The sequence below is a fragment of the Aureimonas frigidaquae genome (genome assembly GCF_001463905.1).
GTDB classification, from domain to species: Bacteria; Pseudomonadota; Alphaproteobacteria; order Rhizobiales; family Rhizobiaceae; genus Aureimonas; species Aureimonas frigidaquae.
Genome location: NZ_BBWR01000002.1, coordinates 92,820 through 108,623, shown reverse-complemented (window position 1 = coordinate 108,623; position 15,804 = coordinate 92,820). Strand labels below are relative to the sequence as shown.

Here is a 15,804-nt window from a genome sequence, read left to right as displayed (position 1 = left end):
GCTCATGTCGAAATCTTCCGCCGCGTCGCAGCTCAAGCGGCACTGGTCCACCATGTCCATCGTGGGGGCCATGTGCATGGCCACCGCGCATGCATTTCACCTCGTACCGGCATCCAGCGTCGCCTTCGTCCTGCCGGCGGCGATCTTCCTGATCGGCACCGTCTTTGCGGCCGTCGAACATGCCGAGGTCATCTCCCATCGGATCGGCGAGCCATTCGGATCGATCGTCCTGGCAGGAGCGGTTACGATCATCGAAGTGGCGCTGATCGTCTCCATTATGATGTCGGGCACGGATGACAGCGGCGAAATCGCCCGCGACACGGTCTTCGCCACCCTGATGATCGTTCTGAACGGTGTGGTCGGCCTGTGCCTCCTGACAGGCGGTATCCTGCATCGCGAACAGGAGTTCCATGCCACGGGTGCAGCGGCCGCCCTCTGCGTGCTCGGCACGCTCGCCACGCTGACGCTCATCCTGCCCAACTACACGCTGGCAGTCCCCGGCCCATATTATTCCAACTTCCAGCTCGGCTTCGTCTCGGCCGTTTCGCTCATCCTCTACGTGCTCTTCCTCTTCGTGCAGACGGTGCGGCACCGGAACTACTTCACTGATGTCACCGCCTGTCCGGATGTCGTGCGGCCGAGCGGGCGGGCGAGCCTGTTGAGCGGCGCCATCCTGTTCGCGGCGCTGACCATGGTCATTCTTCTGGCCGAGGACCTGACGCCCGTCGTCAGCGATGCCGTGACGTCGGCGGGGCTGAACTCGGAGCTGATCGGCGTCCTGATCGCCGCGGTGGTGCTGATGCCGGAGGGCACGACAGCGGTCCGCGCCGCGCGTGCGAACCGCATCCAGACCAGCCTGAACCTTGGCCTGGGCTCGGCGCTTGCGAGCATCGGGCTCAGCATTCCGACCGTCGCGATCCTGTCGATCCTTCTGGAGCGGCCGATCACGCTGGGTTTGGAGAGCGACCACATCGTGCAGATCGTCCTGACGCTCTTCATCGGGACGATCACCCTGGCGACGGGGCGCACCACGATCCTGCAGGGCGGGGTGCACCTCGTCATCTTCCTGGTTTTCGTCTTGATGGCAGCCGCGCCCTGATCAGGTCAGGCGCGCGTGGACGATCCGCCCGTCGGTGACGAAATGCGAGTGCGGTACGGCACCGGCATCCACCAGAACCGGCGCGGTCACGGCGCCCACGGCTTCGAGGCTGGCGAGGATATGATCGCGCTCAGCGTCGGCATCGCGGTCGACACGGTGCGAGATCTGGAATGTCAGGGATTGCAGGCCGAAGCCGAGATCCTTCGTCCCCGCGCCCACCCAGACATGCGCGCGCACGGGATCGATCGCCTGCCGCGTGAACCAGTAGAGAACGGATCGATCCGCAGCGTCCGGGTCGGCATCCGCCGCCCAGAACCGTACATGATGGCGCTTGCGCGGGCTCGCCCCGATATCCTGCTGAAAGCCGATATCCTGATGGCGGCCGAACAGGTAGAGCGCGCTGAAGGGTGCCGCCTCATAAGGCTTGTTGCCGATGAAGGCCGTGACCATGTGCCAGCCGGACCGCCAGGACAGCCTGTCGGCCTTCGTCCAGCCGGCGCGCAGAAACGCCGCGGTCAGTGCCTCCTGGCTTCCGGCCAGCACGATATTCACCGGATCGGCCGGCAAGCCGTCACCCGCTCGGGTGACGCGGGGAATGCGGTTGCGCCGGGTGATCGCCAAGGCCGCATGAATGGTGATCGGAAGCACCAGATAAGCAGCGACGGCATAAGTGCCGATCAGCGCCAGAAAGACCGGCAGACGCTGGTCCATACGGTCGAAGACCTGCGTCACCACGAACCACAGGGCTGCGGCAGCGAAGGTCAGGAACAGGAAGCGTTGAATCCAGCGTGTCGTGCGGCTCATAGTCCGCAGGATAGCATGATGCGCCGGTTCGGACAGCCGAACCGGCAACGCATCAAGCGGCCATCAGGGCGTGACGATCCGGCGGACCGTCAGTCCCGGGCGGCTGCGGAACCGCCACGTATTGCCCAAAGGCAGCGTGGCGCGATCGCCTGTCATGGACTGATCGTACATGAGGCTCGCCCAGTATTCGTGGGGCATGTCGTTCGGCTGCGCCGAATTGTCCGGCGTTGGGGAAAAGCGGGGTTGGGTCATGTCCGGCATGGTGTATTCCTCCCTGCCAGAATAAGCGCGCAGCGCACTTTCGGTTCCCGCGACACAATCACGGTTTCGGCAAACGGCGCACAGAAAAAAGCCCGCACGGGGGAGGACCGGCGGGCTTTGAGGTTTGCGGGCTGGGAGGAGGATGCCCGCTGACAGTGAAGATAGGGTATGCCCGCGAATCGAGCTACCCCAAAAACTGCATGGCAGCTATGCAGTCAGTGGGCGGATCAGCTCCGGCGAAGCACCGAGCACCTGGTTCCGTCCGCCATCCTTGGCATCGTACAGCGCACGATCCGCCCGCTTGAAGAGACTGCCGAAGTTCAGGTCCACATCGGAGGCGATGGCAAAGCCGGCGCTGACCGTCACGTGGAAGGGTGCTCCGTCGGCGCGCATGACCGCTTCGGCGAAGCGCCGGCGCACGCCCTCGGCAAAGGCATAGGCATCGGGCGCCCGGACACTATCCATGACGGCGCCGAACTCCTCGCCCCCCAGCCGAACGGGAAAGGCCTCCTGCCCGGCCGCGTCGATCAGGATTTCCGCAAAGCGGGTCAGGACGGCATCCCCGGCCGCATGGCCATAGCGGTCGTTGATGCGCTTGAAATGGTCGATATCGAACAGGACCAGCGCCGTTCCCGCGCGGATGCGCTCCTGCGGGAAACGCTGCATCAGGGCGCGGCGGTTGGGAAGCTTCGTCAGCGCATCGGTCATCGCCTCCTGGCGGTGGCGCTGCACGGTCCGGTTTTGAACCTGAGAAAACACGATGGCGCCAACTCCCGTCAAGCCCACGACGGCGGCGATGGCGTTGAACTCCTCCGCCCAGTTCGCCGGGCGGGCCGTCAGGACCGCATGGCCCTCCACGGCCAGCACAAAGGCGCAGGCCCAGAAGGAAACGGCAACCATGGCCAAAAGCGTGCAGACGGCCAGCATGGCAAGCGGGGACTCCGACCGTCGCCGCCAATAGCGGCTGGCCGTCATGAAGAGGAGCGTGCCGATCACCAGATTGGACGTCAGCGTTCCGTAGCCCGAAAGCCCGGCGCCGAACAGCAGCGTAGCGGCAAGGAAGCCGGACAGGGCGACGGTGCCGGTCTGGCCCAGCCGGTAGCGCCCCGTGCAGAACATGGCGCCGCCTGCGTCGATGAGGGCGAAGCCGAGGATGAACAGAACCTGCGCGACGTATTGCGGCGTCAGCCGATATTCGGGCGCGTTGAAGATGACGATGCCTGCGATGATCGTCAGGAGGGCGCAGGACCACACGAGAAGGTAGCGATCGCGCCGGAACTGCAGCCAGAACGCCAGGAGCCCGATGGCCAGGGCAGCGCTGGACAGGCTTGCGGCGGTCAGGAGTGTCGTCTGGTCGAAGGACATGCGGACTGGTGTAACCTTGAAGCTCCGCGGCCCCACAACGCACCGCAGCATATAAAACCACAGGTGCCTCATACAGGGCAATCCGACAGGCCCCCGGTGTTGACCTCTACCAACAAAGACGTTCATCAAACCACCTATCGGTTTGCGTGGAGTGGGCGATGGCACGGACGATCGATCTGAACTCCGATCTGGGCGAGGCCTTTGGCGACTGGCGGGCGGGCGACGACGGCGCCATGCTGCAGCTCGTCACGAGCGCCAACATCGCCTGCGGGGGCCATGCGGGGGATCCCGATGTCATGGCCCGCACGCTGGCGCTCGCCCGCGACAATGGCGTCGTCGTCGGCGCGCATCCCGGTTACGCGGACCTCTCCGGTTTCGGGCGCCGGGTCATCCCCATGGAGCCAAGCGCCATCGAGCGCATGGTCGCCGCGCAGATCGGGGCGCTGTGCGGCGTGGCGGCTCTGGTCGGCATACGGGTGCGGTACGTCAAGGCGCATGGCGCTTTGGCAAACCTTGCAGCGGACGAGGCACAGGTCGCCCGCGCCATTGCCCGGGCGACGCGCGCCATATCGCCCGATCTCGCTCTGCTTGCCATTGCCGGCACCGAGCTAGAAGTTGCCGGGCGTGATGCCGGGCTGGAGACGCATGGCGAGGTGTTCGCGGACCGAGCCTACCTTTCTTCCGGCCGCCTCGTCCCGCGCAGCCGCCCCGGCGCGCTTCTGCACGATCCGGACGGCGCGGCTGCGCGGCTTTTGCAGTTTCTGGACGATGGCCTCATGCCAACCCTGGACGGACCGCCCGTGCGACTGGCTGCTTCGTCTGTCTGCGTCCATGGCGACAATCCGTCCGCGGTCGCCATGGCGCGCAGCATCCGGGGCCGGCTCGAAGCGGCCGGCATCGTCCTGCGTGCCTTCCTGCCGGTCGGCGACGGCGCATGACCGCGTTTCCGCGCATGACCCCGGTGGCCGAGCGGGCCGTGCTGGTGACCTTTGGCGAACGTATCGACGACAGCGCCTGGCGGCAGGTCCGCGGGCTGGATGCCGCGCTGGCCGCCCATCCCTTTCCCGGTTTTGCCGAGGCCGTGCCGGCCTATACGAGCATTCTCGTGGCCTTCGATCCTCTGATCACCGACCATGCCGGAGCAATGGCTGCGCTGCGCGGCCTGATGGCCGATCTGACCTTCAGGCCCCGGCCCGGCACGCAGCGAAAGGTTCACATCTGCTACGATCCGCCCTTCGACGCGGACCTTGCGGCCGTGGCGGAGCGAACCGGCCTGACGCCGGAGGCCGTCGTCGCCGCGCATCTTGGTCAGCGCTACACCGTGTCCATGTACGGCTTTGCCCCGGGCTATGCGTATCTGGCCGGCGTGGATGAGGCCATCTCCCTGCCCCGCAAGGAGCGCCCCGTGCGCGACGTGCCGGCCGGGAGCGTCATCATCGCCGGCACGCAATGCCTGGTGACGACCCTCACCATGCCGACGGGCTGGTGGATTCTCGGCCGCTCGCCCACACCCATACTGCGCCCGCAGGCCGAACGGCCCTTCCTGTTCGATGTCGGGGACGACGTCCTGTTCGAGCGGATCGACAGGGCGCAGTATGATCGCCTGCTCCAGGCGAACGAGGGTGGCGCATGAGCACCGCGACGCTTCTCATCGAGGCGGCCGGCCCGTTCACCAGCCTCCAGGATGGTGGCCGGCCCGGCCTCGCCCGCTTCGGCGTTCCACGCTCGGGGCCCGTGGACCGGCAGGCGGCGGCCATCGCCAACGCGGCCGCTGGCAATGGCGATATGGCTACGACGCTCGAAATCAGCCGCGGCGGTCTGCGCATCCTCTGCCTCGACGGAACCCTCGCCTTTGCGGTGGCCGGCGGCGGGTTCACGGTCGAGCTTTTGGGCGGGCACATGCCCTCCTGGTGCCGAGGCACGTTGAAGGCGGGCGAACGGTTGACCGTTCTTGGCAACCCGTGGTGGGGCAACTGGACCTATCTTGCGCTCGGAGGCGATACAGCGTGCACCTCGTGGCTCGGCAGCACCGCCACGCACGCACCGTCGGGCCTGGGCGGCGGCCGGCTGCTGCCGGGCATGGAGCTGCGCGTGGAACAAGCGGGGCGGGATGATCCGCTGCCTGTCTCGACCGTGCCCTGCCCCGTCGATGCGCGGCCGCTGGCGCGCGTGCGCGCCGTTCGCGGGCCGCAGGATGGGTGTTTTACGGCCGATGCGCTCGCCACCTTCTTCGGCTCGGCCTTCCGCACGACGGCCACATTCGATCGCATGGGCATGCGCCTGGCCGGCCCGTCCCTGGCGCTGGCGACCGACCTTGCCTTGCCCTCGGCCCCCATCCTGGCCGGATCGGTGCAGGTTGCGGGGGATGGCGTGCCGACCGTCCTGTCGGCCGATCACCAGACGACGGGCGGCTATCCGCGCATCGCCACGGTGATCGGGCCGGATCTCATGCGTCTGGCGCAGCTATCGCCCAACCGGCCGGTCCGCTTCGTGGAGGTAGCGCCGGATGAGGCCGTAGCGGCGGCGCGGATGGCGGCCCGCCGCCAGGCCGATTACCTGTCCCGCCTTCGGGCGGACGGGCGATAATCGGCCCTGTTCAAAAGCTTGCGCAAACCCGCTAAGGAGCATTGCCGCACAGGCGGTGAGAGATTTGTGGAGGTCCCGATGCTTAAGAACATTCCGCCGCTCCTGTCCCCCGAGCTTCTGCTGACGCTCGCCGAAATGGGGCATGGAGACGAACTCGTCATCGCGGATCGCAATTTCCCGGCGGAGTCGGTGGCGGCACGCACGGTCACCGGCCGCTGCATCCACCTGACCAATACGGATACGGTGGAAGCCGGGCGCCAGATCCTCAAGCTCATGCCGCTCGACAGCTTCGTCGACATGCCGATCCGCCGCATGGCCCCGGTTGGCGAACCGCAGCACGACCTGGAGGTCCACACGGCCTTCCTGGCCATGGCGCGCGAAGAAGAAGGCCGCGATGTCGGCATGGAGGCCATCGAGCGCTTCGGCTTCTACGAGGCTGCCGCCAATGCCTATGCCATCGTCCGCACGACGGAAGACCGGCCCTATGCCAACTTCATCCTGAAGAAGGGCGTCATCTTCGAATGAGCGACCTGCGGGCGGCCTGCGCCGCCCGCTCTCGCGCCTCGCCCGTGGCTACTCGATCCGCGCGCCGGATTGTTCGATGACCGGCTTCCAGCGGGCCACCTCGCTCTTGACGTGCTCGGCCAGTTCCTCCGGCGTACCGCCGACCGTCGCCGCACCGACCTCGGCCAGGCGCTTGGCGACGGTCTCATCGGTGATGGCCGCATTCGCCGCCGCGTTCAGTCTGGCGATGATCTCGGGCGGCGTGTCGGCCGGCGCGAACAGCGCGTTCCACGTGTTGGTTTCGTAGCCCGGCACGCCCGCTTCCTCCATGGTCGGAATATCCGGGAAGTTCGGCGCACGGGTCTTCGTCGTCACGGCCAGGGCGCGCAGCGTGCCCTGCCTTATATGCTCGGTCGAAGACGGCAGATTGTCGAAGTTGATCGGCACCGCGCCGGAAATCACGTCCACCAGCGCCGGGCCCGAGCCCTGATAGGGCACATGCACCATGTCGGTGCCCGTCATGGTCTTGAACAGCTCGCCGGAAAGATGCAGCGGCGTTCCGTTGCCGGACGAGGAATAGACCTCCTCACCCGGCTTTTCCTTCAGCCGCGCAATCAGCTCCTGAACGTTGGCCGCGGGGTAATCCTTGTTCACCGTCAGCACGTTCGGGACCGTGACCAGCCAGGCAATCGGCGTGAAGTCTTCCACCGGGTCGAAAGGCGGGTCCGCATAGAGCGATGCGGAGAGCGCGTGCGTGGCGATCGTTCCCATCAGGATGGTGTAGCCGTCCGGCGCGGCCTGGGCCACGTAGCTCGCCCCAAGGTTCCCGCCGGCGCCACCCTTGTTCTCCACCAGCACCTGCTGGCCCAGCTCCTGGCTCATGGCCTGCGCGACCGTCCGGGCGACGAGGTCGGTCGATCCGCCTGCGGCAAATGGCACGACCATGGTGATCGGCTTGTTCGGATAATCCTGTGCGAAGGCAGCGCCGGGCACCGCCAGGGCCAGCACGCCGAGGGCCGCAGCAGCGGCCTTCAGGACGGTTCGACGGCTGCCGACGGAGCCTTCCAAGGCCGCGTGCGGGGCGCGGGTCCGCGGAAATCGTGTCATGCATGTCCTCCCATGATGTCGGGCGCGATCCGCAATGGCTGCCATTGCCTCGCGCCCGGATGCGGAAGGAAAGCCCGGACCACCCCTGGTGTAAAGTCCTCCGGCCAGCCGATCTGCGGCTGCCGTACACAATCGGAGCTTTGCGGCTGTAGAAAAACCGTGATCGCGCGTTTTGGTCAGGCGTCAGGTCAGGTCCTGAAAGGGGTTCCAGGCAATTTCCCACAGATGGCCGTCGGGATCGGCGAAGTAACCGGAGCGGCCGCCCCAGAACGTATCGGCCGCCGGCTTGACGATGCGTGCGCCGGCGCGAACGGCTTCGTCCAGCGCCGCATCGACCCCGCCCGGTTCCGGCACATTATGCGCCAGGGTGATGCCGGAAAAACTTGCCGCCCCACCGTCCTCGATGCCGGCATCCTGCGCCAGCGCTGCGCGTGAGAAGATCGCGAGCCACGTCCCCTCGAGCGCATAGAAGATGATGGCGTCACTGTCCTGTTCATGGCGGCGAAAGCCGAGCGCGTCGTAGAAACGCCCCGAAGCAGCAACATCCGCGACGCCGAGCGTGACCAACCCGATCTTGCCCTTCATTCCCCTTAACCTCGCAAAAAGAGCTTTCTGAACAGTGGCTTGTCAGTCCTGGTTCAACTCGATTGTCAGCCCGTCAAATGCCGGCTGGATATGGGCCGGGAGTTCCGCCCGCAGGGTCGCATAGTCGAGCGGCGTGTGCATATGCGTCAGGATGGCATTGGGTACACCCAGGCGCTCGATCCAGGCCAACGCCTGATCGAGGGAGAAATGGCTCGGGTGGAAATGGCGTTGCAGCGCGTCGATCACCAGCCAGCGCGCGCCCATGATTTCGGCGATTGCCTCATCGGGGAAATCCGAGACATCGCTGCAATAGGCAAGATCGCCGATGCGAAAGCCGAGCGAATGAATGTTGCCATGGATTTGCCGGTACGGGCGGAAGTGGATCGGCCCACCCGGACCGTCGACGCTGAAGGGAACGCCGGCCTCGATCGGCACATGGCGCACGATGGGCGGGTAGCTGCTGCCGGCCGGTGTGCGGAAACAATAGCCGAAAGCTTCGAACAGGCGCTCATAGGTAGCCGCATCGGCCAGAACTGGGATCAGCCGGCGCTTGGTCTGTGCGTAGCCGCGCACATCGTCCAGGCCGTGAATATGGTCCGCATGCGGGTGTGTCACGACGACGGCCGCCAAATCCGCGACACCTGCGCTGAGCATCTGGCTACGGAAATCCGGTCCGCAGTCGATGGCGACCTGCGTGACGCCGTTGGGGCCGTGCCGCTCCACTAGCGCGGCTGAGCGCCGGCGCAGGTTGCGGGGCTCGGTTGGATCGCAAGCGCCCCAATCCCCGTTGACCCGCGGGACGCCGGGCGAAGAGCCGCAACCCAGAATGGTAAAGACCAGACGGTCGGTCACGTTCGCGCCGCGCCGCGCGGATCCGGCGTCTTGGAAAAGAGCCGGAAGAAATTGTCGGATGTCAGTGTGGCGATCTCATCCAGGGACACGCCCCGCGTCTGCGCCAGGACCTCGACCGTCTTGCGCGTATAGGCGGGTTCGTTGCGCTTGCCGCGCCAGGGCGGCGGCGCAAGATAGGGAGCGTCGGTCTCGACCAGGATGCGCTCGGCGGGAAGCGCGGCGGCGATTGCGCGGATTTCCTCCGAGCGGTTGAAGGTCAGGATGCCGGAAAAGGACACGTAGCCGCCAAGCTCCACGCCCACATCCGCCAGGCGGCGGCCCGACGAAAAGCAATGCAGCAGGAAGGGAAAGGCGCCTGTTGCCGATTCCTCGGTCAGGATGCGCTCCATCTCCGCATCCGCATCCCGTGCATGGACGACGAGCGGCAGGCCGGTCTGGCGCGCCGCCGCGATATGGCGGCGGAAGACCGCTTCCTGAACGTCCGGCGGGGCGGAATCGTAATGGAAGTCGAGCCCCGCCTCCCCGATGCCGACGATCTTGGGATCGGCGCTCAGGCGCACCAGCGTCTCCACCGGAACATCCGGCTCCTCGGCGGCGCTGTTCGGATGCGTGCCGACCGTCGCATAGATGCGCTCATGCGCACGCGTCAGTGCCAGAAGGCCCTCCAGGCGCGAGACGCGGGTGGAGATCGTCACCATCAGCTTCACACCGGCCGCGTCGGCACGGTCCAGCAAGGCCGCATGCTCCCCGGCAAAATCCGGGAAGTCCAGGTGGCAGTGACTGTCGACGATGAAGACGTCGCTCATGCCTGGGCAGGCCCCTCGGCCTCCACATAGCGCGGGAAGACCCCCTGCGGCGCCGGCATGAGCCGCCCGGGGGTGAGCATGCGGTTGCCATCGAGCTGGTCGAAGCTGCGCTCGTCATCCGCCACGCCGAGCAGGTCCAGAAGACGCCCGGTCGATCCTGGCATGAAGGGCTGCAGAAGGATCGTCACGCGGCGCAGAACCTCGGCCGTGACATAGAGGACCGTCGCCATCCGGGCGGGATCGGACTTGCGCAGTGCCCATGGCTCCTGCGCCGCGAAGTAGCGGTTGGCCTCCGACACGACGGCGACGATCTCGCCCAGCACCGTATGGAGTTCCTGCTTGGCCATCAGGGTTCGGGCGCGAGACCTTAAACGCGCGGCGGCATCCAGGATTGCCGTGTCTTCCGCGCTGAAGGCGCCGGGCGTCGGCACCAGGCCGTCCAGGTGCTTGGCGATCATGGACAGGGAGCGCTGCGCCAGGTTTCCGAGGTCATTTGCCAGCTCGGAATTTGTACGATTTACAATGGCTTCGTGCGAATAGTTGCCATCCTGTCCGAACGGGACTTCCCGCAGAAGGAAGTACCGGAACTGGTCCAGCCCATAAGTGTCGACAAGCGCGTTCGGATCGATCACGTTGCCGACGGATTTGGACATCTTCTCTCCGCGGTTGAAGAGAAAGCCGTGCACGAAGACGCGGCGCGGCAGCGGCAGGCCGGCCGACATCAGGAAGGCAGGCCAGTAGACGGTATGGAAGCGCACGATATCCTTGCCGACCACGTGCAGATCGGCCGGCCAGAAGGCGCTGCGCTCCCCCGCTTCCGGAAAGCCGGTCGCCGTCAGGTAGTTGGTGAGTGCATCCACCCAGACATACATGACGTGCCTGTCGTCACCCGGCACGGGTATGCCCCAGTCGAAGGTGGTGCGGGAGATGGACAGATCCCGCAGGCCGGACCGCACGAAAGACACCACTTCGTTGCGCCGCTCGGCCGGGCCGATGAAGTCGGGGTTCTCTTCATAAAGCGCCAGGAGCCGATCCTGGAAAGCCGACAGGCGGAAGAAATAGCTTTCCTCCTCCACCCATTCGACCGGGGACCCCTGGGGGCCGAGACGGGTCCCGTCCTCGGCCAGGCGCGTCTCGTCTTCGGCGTAATAGGCCTCGTCGCGGACGGAGTACCAGCCTGAGTAGGAATCCTTGTAGATATCGCCCGCATCGACCATGCGCTGCCAGATGGCCTGCGAGGCCGCCTTGTGGCGCGGCTCTGTGGTGCGGATGAAATCGTCGTTGGACGCGTTCACCGCGCGCCCCATGGCGCGGAACTCCTCGGCATTGCGGTTGGCCAGTTCGATCGGCTCGATGCCGAGCTTGCGGGCCGTCTGCAGCATCTTGATGCCGTGCTCGTCGGTTCCCGTCAGGAACAGGACCTCGCGCCCGTCGAGCCGCTGGAATCGTGCGATCGCATCCGTGGCGATCAGCTCATATGCGTGACCGATATGCGGACGCCCGTTCGGATAGGAAATTGCGGTCGTCAGATAATAGCGTTCGGTCATGTCGGTTGTTTTCCATGCAGCGTCGTCTCGTCAGACCTGCGAGATAATGCATCCTGCCCCGTGGCTCAATGAAAAGCGGCACTGTCCGCTCTAGCCTCGGCCAGGCCGTTGAAAAAAGTCAGGAGAACCTGCTTGCGGTCGAGATTGAAGGCCTCCGCCTCCCGCCACCGGGCGTCCTCCGCCTGCCAGAAGGCGGCGAGCCGCTCGGCACGCACCAGATCCCCCGCCATCGCGAGTGCCTGCGCCTCGTCCGCCACTGCGCGGAATGCGGCCTGCGCCATCAGCGTGTAGGCCGCTTCGCGCCCCTTGAGCGTCACGGCATCGCCCAGCGCCATGATGGCCGTCCAGTCGGGCGCCGGCATGGCGACCAGCCTGCGCGTCGTCTCGCTCACCTCGAGCCCGCCGGACATGAGGTGCTGCAGGGCGGTGCGCAGGCTGCCGCCGGCACTGGCCGCTGCCGCCTGCCGTGCGTCCTGCGTGCTGTCGGGCACGTCCTCAGCCAGCTGCCGGGCGATCTCGTCCGGCGTCAGCTCAGCAAAGCGCAGCACCCGGCACCGCGAGCGGATGGTCGGCAGGATCCGGCCCGGCCGGTGATTGGTGATCAGGAAGAGCGAGCGCGCAGGTGGCTCCTCCAGCATCTTCAGGAGTGCGTTGGCGGCACTCCGGTTCATATCGTCCGCCGGATCGATGATGGCGATCCGCCAGCCGAGGCCCGCCGTCGTCTGGAAGAAATGCGTGAGCCGCCGGATCTCGTCCACGGTGATCTGGGTCCGGAACCCGGTCCCGCGCTCGACGGGGGGCCGCGCCAGATGCAGGAGCCCGGGATGGCCGCCACCAGCGATCTGCCGCGCCACGGCCTGCCCATCCTGCCCGGCGCCCAGTATATGCCGCGCCATGGCGAAGGCGACCGTCGCCTTGCCGATCCCGGCCTCTCCCTGCAGAAGCCAGGCATGGTGCATGCGCCCGCCGGCATAGGCTTCTGTGAGTTCCTGCCACGCCGCGCCATGGCCGACGAAGCCCTGGCGCGCCGCCGGCGGGGCGACGCCGTCCAGATCGTCGTGCTGCGGGATCGTCGGCGTGTCGGACGGCGTCATGCCTCTGCCGCGGCCCGCACCCGCACATGGTCGAGGATCGCCTGCGCGATCTCGTCCACCGGGCCGGTCGCATCCACGATGATGCACCGCTCCGGTTCCTGCGCGGCGATGGTCAGGAAGGCCAGGCGACGGGCCTCGTGGAGGCTCGCCTCTTCCGCCTCGAACCGGTCGGCACCGCCTGTGCCACGGCGCCCGGCCGCGCGCTTCAGGCCGACTTCGGCCGGCACGTCCAGAATAAAGGTCAGGTCCGGCATCCGCCCCGCCAGGGCGGCCCGCTCCAGCGCCGCCAGATAGGCCGCATTGTCCGGCCTGCCCTGGTATACGCGGGTGGAGTCGACAAACCGGTCGCACAGGACATCATGGCCGGCGGCAAGCGCCGGAAGGATGACGCATTCCATATGATCGGCGCGCGCCGCCGCGAAGAGCGCAGCTTCAGCATCGTTGCCGAAGCGCTTGGCGCCGCCGGCCAGGACCACCTCACGCAGGATGTCGGCCCCGGTCGTCCCGCCCGGCTCCCGCGTGACGACGACCTGGCGGCCGTCGGCCTTCAGACTGTCGGCCAGGCGGGCGATCTGCGTGGACTTGCCGCTCCCTTCGCCGCCCTCGAATGTCACGAAAAGTCCGGTCAAGCCACGTCTTTCCTACAGGGCACGGATCCAGCCGAAGGCCAGTTCCTGCGCCGCATCCAGCGCACGGCTGGAGAAGGTGCCCTGTGGAACGTCCTCGGCGGCGAACAGTTCGCGCGTGATGCTCGCCTGATTCTGGATGCGCATTTCGATACGGCCCACCTTTTGCCCCTTCTCGATCGGCGCGCGCAAGGGGGCGTCGTAGACGATCACCGCCTGCACCAGATCGGGCGAAGCGTTCGGGACATAGGCCACGACGGGCTCCCCGGTGACCAGGCCGACGCGCGGCTTGATGCCACCATAGACCCAGGCGTCGCCGACCGTCTCGCCACCGGCGAAGAGTTCCTGGCGCTCGAACGTATCGTTGGACCAGCGCAGGAGCTTCTCGGCTTCGCGGGCGCGTTCCGCGTCGCTGGCAAGGCCGCCCAGCGCCAGGAAGGTCTTGCGCCCTGCCCGGTCCGTTACGCCGACCAGCGCGTAACCGGAAGCCTCTGTAAAGCCGGTGGCCATGCCCGTTGCCCCGACATCGAGGCGCAGGAGAGGATTGCGGTTGCGCTGCAGAATCTTGTTCCACTCAAATTCCGGCTGCGCATAGATCCGGTACAGCTCGGGATAGGTCGTCTCGATATGGCGGGCCAGTTTGACAAGGTCCCGCGCGGTCACATGCTGGCCGTCGGCCGGAAGGCCGGTCGGATTGACGAAATGGCTGTCGGTCAGGCCAATCTCCGCGGCGCGACGGTTCATCCGGTCGGCGAAGGCCGCTTCCGATCCCGCAAGGCCTTCGGCCAGGATGATGCAGGCGTCGTTGGCGGCCTGGACGATCGCACCCTGCAGCAGCGCGTCCACCGGAACCGACGACTTGACGGCGGCGAACATGGTGGACGTCCGCGACGGTGCGCCGCCGGTGCGCCAGGCATGCTCACTGACCGGGAAGGTGTCGGACATCTCGATCTCGCCGCGCGTCAACGCGTCGAAGACGATCTCCATTGTCATCATCTTGGCAAGGGATGCCGGACCGAACGGCACATTCGCCGCCTTTTCCAAAAGGATCGCCCCGGTTTCCCCATCGACGATCAGTGCATTGCGCGCCTGTGTCTGATCGAAGAAAGCCGGTGCCTCGTCCTGCGCCGCGGCGGGCTGCCAGGCCATGAGGATTCCAGCGCCAAACAGTGCCGCGCTGATGCCGGCAGTTGCGTTCCGACGCAGGTGGGACATGATCGAAAGCCTCTACTGCTGGTCCTCAACACCAGTCTAGCAAAGTGCCCCGGTTGCGCCATTGCACAGTCGTCACTTCTCGGACAGCTTTTCGCTATCCTTAACGGGGTGTGGCCGCCGCAGAACTATTCCTTGACGACGAAGGCGTCCTCGGCCCCGCTGGCCCAGAGCGCCTGAAGCGTTGCATCGGCATCCTGGCCGGGCGTGAGCTTGAGGGTGAGCGAGACGCCGCCGCCGAACTCGGCCGGAACGTCTTCCCGCGTAACCTGCCCGTGAGCAGCTGCCACGGATTGGACGCGGGACAGGACGGCATCGTCCAGCACGCCGAGTTCGATGACGTCACCACCCGCGGCCAGTGCCGCGAGCGCGCCGAACGCGTTGCTGCGCACATCGGCCTTTGCATAGGACAGGACGCCGGAGCGCGGCGTTGGCGCGGGAGCGAATGCCGGAAGAACGCTGCCGGGCGCAACCGGCATGGCGAGGCCTTGGGCGGGCCGGTTCGCGCGTGCCGAGGTTGCGGCCGCGATGGCGTCCATCGAGCGGACGCCCGGAACGGAGGCGCTGCCCGGCGCGACCGTGCCGGAAGATGCGAAGGCTGCCGCCACGAGCATGTCGTCGGAGGGGCGCTCGGCCGAGGCGACCATCACGCCGGAGGCGAGCCCGTCCTGGCCGGGCGCGGAGGCGCCAGGGCGGTAGGAAGCCATCAGCATGGCAGTGTCGTCGCCGTCCACCGGGGCGCGGCCGACATATTCGACCTTGACCGACGCCGTGCCGTCATTCTTGAAATCGAGGAGATCTGCGGCCCGCGACGATACATCGACGATGCGATTGTGCGAGAAGGGGCCGCGATCGTTCACGCGGACCAGCACCGAATGGCCATTCTTCTGATTGGTGACCCGCGCATAGGATGGCAGCGGGAAGGTCGGATGCGCGGCCGACAGATGGTACATGTCGTAGACTTCGCCATTGGCGGTCAGGCGGCCGTGAAAGTTGGCGCCGTACCAGGATGCGGTTCCGGATTTGACGTAATCCGCATCTTCCTTGGGGTAGTACCACGTGCCGCGCACTTTGTAGGGCTTGCCGACATGCTCGCGACCGCCGCCTTTGCGCACCTCTTTCAGCTTGGTCACCCGCGGGCTGGCGGCGACGCCGAATTCGGCGGAGGTGAAGGCGGGAGCATCAGGCTCGGGCGCAAGTTCCGCATGGGTGGATGACCCGGATTGGCACCCTGTCAGCAATGCCAGTATGCACGCGATCGACGCGACCGACGCTGCGCGGGGGCGCAACGTATGGGCAGTCGTTTTCATCGGTTTTCCCCTCAGATATGACGCCTGCAGACACTGGCCAGAAAGT

General features: G+C 66.5%; 17 protein-coding genes. 5 read left to right on the top strand and 12 right to left on the bottom strand.

Going from position 1 to position 15,804, the window contains the following annotated elements; translation table 11 throughout:
* The first annotated feature begins 4 nt into the window (after positions 1-4).
* A complete protein-coding gene (locus AUL30_RS00530) occupies positions 5-1,099 on the top strand; it encodes a calcium:proton antiporter (RefSeq protein ID WP_083507577.1) in 1,095 nt (364 codons plus the stop codon).
* Here AUL30_RS00530 and AUL30_RS00525 read toward each other — a convergent pair whose 3' ends face one another.
* From AUL30_RS00525 to AUL30_RS00515, 3 genes are all read right to left on the bottom strand, one after another.
* Positions 1,100-1,903: an LssY C-terminal domain-containing protein gene (locus AUL30_RS00525; protein WP_062225743.1), complete on the bottom strand. Its 804-nt coding sequence runs from the start codon at positions 1,901-1,903 to the stop codon at positions 1,100-1,102.
* A gap of 63 nt (positions 1,904-1,966) precedes the next feature.
* Positions 1,967-2,164 carry a hypothetical protein gene (locus AUL30_RS00520; RefSeq protein ID WP_062225741.1) on the bottom strand — a complete coding sequence of 66 codons (198 nt, stop codon included), beginning with the start codon at positions 2,162-2,164 and terminating at the stop codon, positions 1,967-1,969.
* Positions 2,165-2,371: 207 nt separating this feature from the next.
* Positions 2,372-3,529 carry a GGDEF domain-containing protein gene (locus AUL30_RS00515; RefSeq protein ID WP_062225739.1) on the bottom strand — a complete coding sequence of 386 codons (1,158 nt, stop codon included), beginning with the start codon at positions 3,527-3,529 and terminating at the stop codon, positions 2,372-2,374.
* Between the two features lie 158 nt (positions 3,530-3,687).
* On the opposite strand from AUL30_RS00515, the gene AUL30_RS00510 reads away from it, so the two are divergent.
* The 4 genes from AUL30_RS00510 (at position 3,688) to AUL30_RS00495 (ending at position 6,640) form a co-directional block, all read left to right on the top strand.
* Positions 3,688-4,467, top strand: a complete 780-nt coding sequence (locus AUL30_RS00510; protein ID WP_062225736.1) for a LamB/YcsF family protein — start codon at positions 3,688-3,690, stop codon at positions 4,465-4,467.
* A complete protein-coding gene (locus AUL30_RS00505) occupies positions 4,464-5,162 on the top strand; it encodes a 5-oxoprolinase subunit B family protein (protein ID WP_062225733.1) in 699 nt (232 codons plus the stop codon). Before AUL30_RS00510 ends, AUL30_RS00505 begins: the two co-directional genes overlap by 4 nt.
* Positions 5,159-6,115, top strand: coding sequence for a 5-oxoprolinase subunit C family protein (locus tag AUL30_RS00500; RefSeq protein WP_062225731.1), 957 nt, complete (start codon positions 5,159-5,161; stop codon positions 6,113-6,115). The genes AUL30_RS00505 and AUL30_RS00500 overlap by 4 nt, the downstream gene beginning before the upstream one ends.
* Before the next feature lie 78 nt (positions 6,116-6,193).
* Entirely contained in the window at positions 6,194-6,640 is a 447-nt protein-coding gene (locus AUL30_RS00495) for an RbsD/FucU family protein (protein ID WP_062225730.1), read from the top strand.
* Positions 6,641-6,688: 48 nt separating this feature from the next.
* On the opposite strand, the gene AUL30_RS00490 is transcribed toward AUL30_RS00495, so the two are convergent.
* The 9 genes from AUL30_RS00490 to AUL30_RS20190 form a co-directional block, all read right to left on the bottom strand.
* Complete coding sequence (locus tag AUL30_RS00490) at positions 6,689-7,726, bottom strand: Bug family tripartite tricarboxylate transporter substrate binding protein (RefSeq protein WP_083507575.1); 1,038 nt, start codon at positions 7,724-7,726, stop codon at positions 6,689-6,691.
* Between the two features lie 183 nt (positions 7,727-7,909).
* The gene (locus AUL30_RS00485) at positions 7,910-8,311 is read right to left on the bottom strand and encodes a VOC family protein (RefSeq protein ID WP_062225727.1); all 402 of its coding nucleotides are present in this window, start codon (positions 8,309-8,311) and stop codon (positions 7,910-7,912) included.
* A 42-nt stretch (positions 8,312-8,353) separates the two neighbouring features.
* Positions 8,354-9,163, bottom strand: coding sequence for an MBL fold metallo-hydrolase (locus tag AUL30_RS00480; RefSeq protein WP_062225725.1), 810 nt, complete (start codon positions 9,161-9,163; stop codon positions 8,354-8,356).
* Complete coding sequence (locus AUL30_RS00475) at positions 9,160-9,969, bottom strand: TatD family hydrolase (protein WP_062225724.1); 810 nt, start codon at positions 9,967-9,969, stop codon at positions 9,160-9,162. Before AUL30_RS00475 ends, AUL30_RS00480 begins: the two co-directional genes overlap by 4 nt.
* Positions 9,966-11,516, bottom strand: coding sequence for a methionine--tRNA ligase (gene metG / locus AUL30_RS00470; RefSeq protein ID WP_062225722.1), 1,551 nt, complete (start codon positions 11,514-11,516; stop codon positions 9,966-9,968). Before metG ends, AUL30_RS00475 begins: the two co-directional genes overlap by 4 nt.
* Positions 11,517-11,581: 65 nt before the next feature.
* Positions 11,582-12,610, bottom strand: coding sequence for a DNA polymerase III subunit delta' (locus tag AUL30_RS00465; RefSeq protein ID WP_062225720.1), 1,029 nt, complete (start codon positions 12,608-12,610; stop codon positions 11,582-11,584).
* Entirely contained in the window at positions 12,607-13,239 is a 633-nt protein-coding gene (gene tmk, locus AUL30_RS00460; RefSeq protein WP_062225719.1) for a dTMP kinase, read from the bottom strand. Before tmk ends, AUL30_RS00465 begins: the two co-directional genes overlap by 4 nt.
* 12 nt (positions 13,240-13,251) lie before the next feature.
* A complete protein-coding gene (locus AUL30_RS00455; protein ID WP_192842983.1) occupies positions 13,252-14,385 on the bottom strand; it encodes a D-alanyl-D-alanine carboxypeptidase family protein in 1,134 nt (377 codons plus the stop codon).
* Between the two features lie 191 nt (positions 14,386-14,576).
* Positions 14,577-15,758, bottom strand: a complete 1,182-nt coding sequence (locus AUL30_RS20190; RefSeq protein ID WP_083507574.1) for a septal ring lytic transglycosylase RlpA family protein — start codon at positions 15,756-15,758, stop codon at positions 14,577-14,579.
* Positions 15,759-15,804 lie beyond the last annotated feature (46 nt).

Coding starts and splice junctions, on each gene's coding strand:
- AUL30_RS00530 (WP_083507577.1), top strand. CDS start 5: ATGTCGAAATCTTCCGCCGCGTCGCAGCTCAAGCGGCACTGGTCCACC.
- AUL30_RS00525 (WP_062225743.1), bottom strand. CDS start 1,903: ATGAGCCGCACGACACGCTGGATTCAACGCTTCCTGTTCCTGACCTTC.
- AUL30_RS00520 (WP_062225741.1), bottom strand. CDS start 2,164: ATGCCGGACATGACCCAACCCCGCTTTTCCCCAACGCCGGACAATTCG.
- AUL30_RS00515 (WP_062225739.1), bottom strand. CDS start 3,529: ATGTCCTTCGACCAGACGACACTCCTGACCGCCGCAAGCCTGTCCAGC.
- AUL30_RS00510 (WP_062225736.1), top strand. CDS start 3,688: ATGGCACGGACGATCGATCTGAACTCCGATCTGGGCGAGGCCTTTGGC.
- AUL30_RS00505 (WP_062225733.1), top strand. CDS start 4,464: ATGACCGCGTTTCCGCGCATGACCCCGGTGGCCGAGCGGGCCGTGCTG.
- AUL30_RS00500 (WP_062225731.1), top strand. CDS start 5,159: ATGAGCACCGCGACGCTTCTCATCGAGGCGGCCGGCCCGTTCACCAGC.
- AUL30_RS00495 (WP_062225730.1), top strand. CDS start 6,194: ATGCTTAAGAACATTCCGCCGCTCCTGTCCCCCGAGCTTCTGCTGACG.
- AUL30_RS00490 (WP_083507575.1), bottom strand. CDS start 7,726: ATGACACGATTTCCGCGGACCCGCGCCCCGCACGCGGCCTTGGAAGGC.
- AUL30_RS00485 (WP_062225727.1), bottom strand. CDS start 8,311: ATGAAGGGCAAGATCGGGTTGGTCACGCTCGGCGTCGCGGATGTTGCT.
- AUL30_RS00475 (WP_062225724.1), bottom strand. CDS start 9,969: ATGAGCGACGTCTTCATCGTCGACAGTCACTGCCACCTGGACTTCCCG.
- metG (WP_062225722.1), bottom strand. CDS start 11,516: ATGACCGAACGCTATTATCTGACGACCGCAATTTCCTATCCGAACGGG.
- AUL30_RS00465 (WP_062225720.1), bottom strand. CDS start 12,610: ATGACGCCGTCCGACACGCCGACGATCCCGCAGCACGACGATCTGGAC.
- AUL30_RS00455 (WP_192842983.1), bottom strand. CDS start 14,385: ATGGCCTGGCAGCCCGCCGCGGCGCAGGACGAGGCACCGGCTTTCTTC.
- AUL30_RS20190 (WP_083507574.1), bottom strand. CDS start 15,758: ATGAAAACGACTGCCCATACGTTGCGCCCCCGCGCAGCGTCGGTCGCG.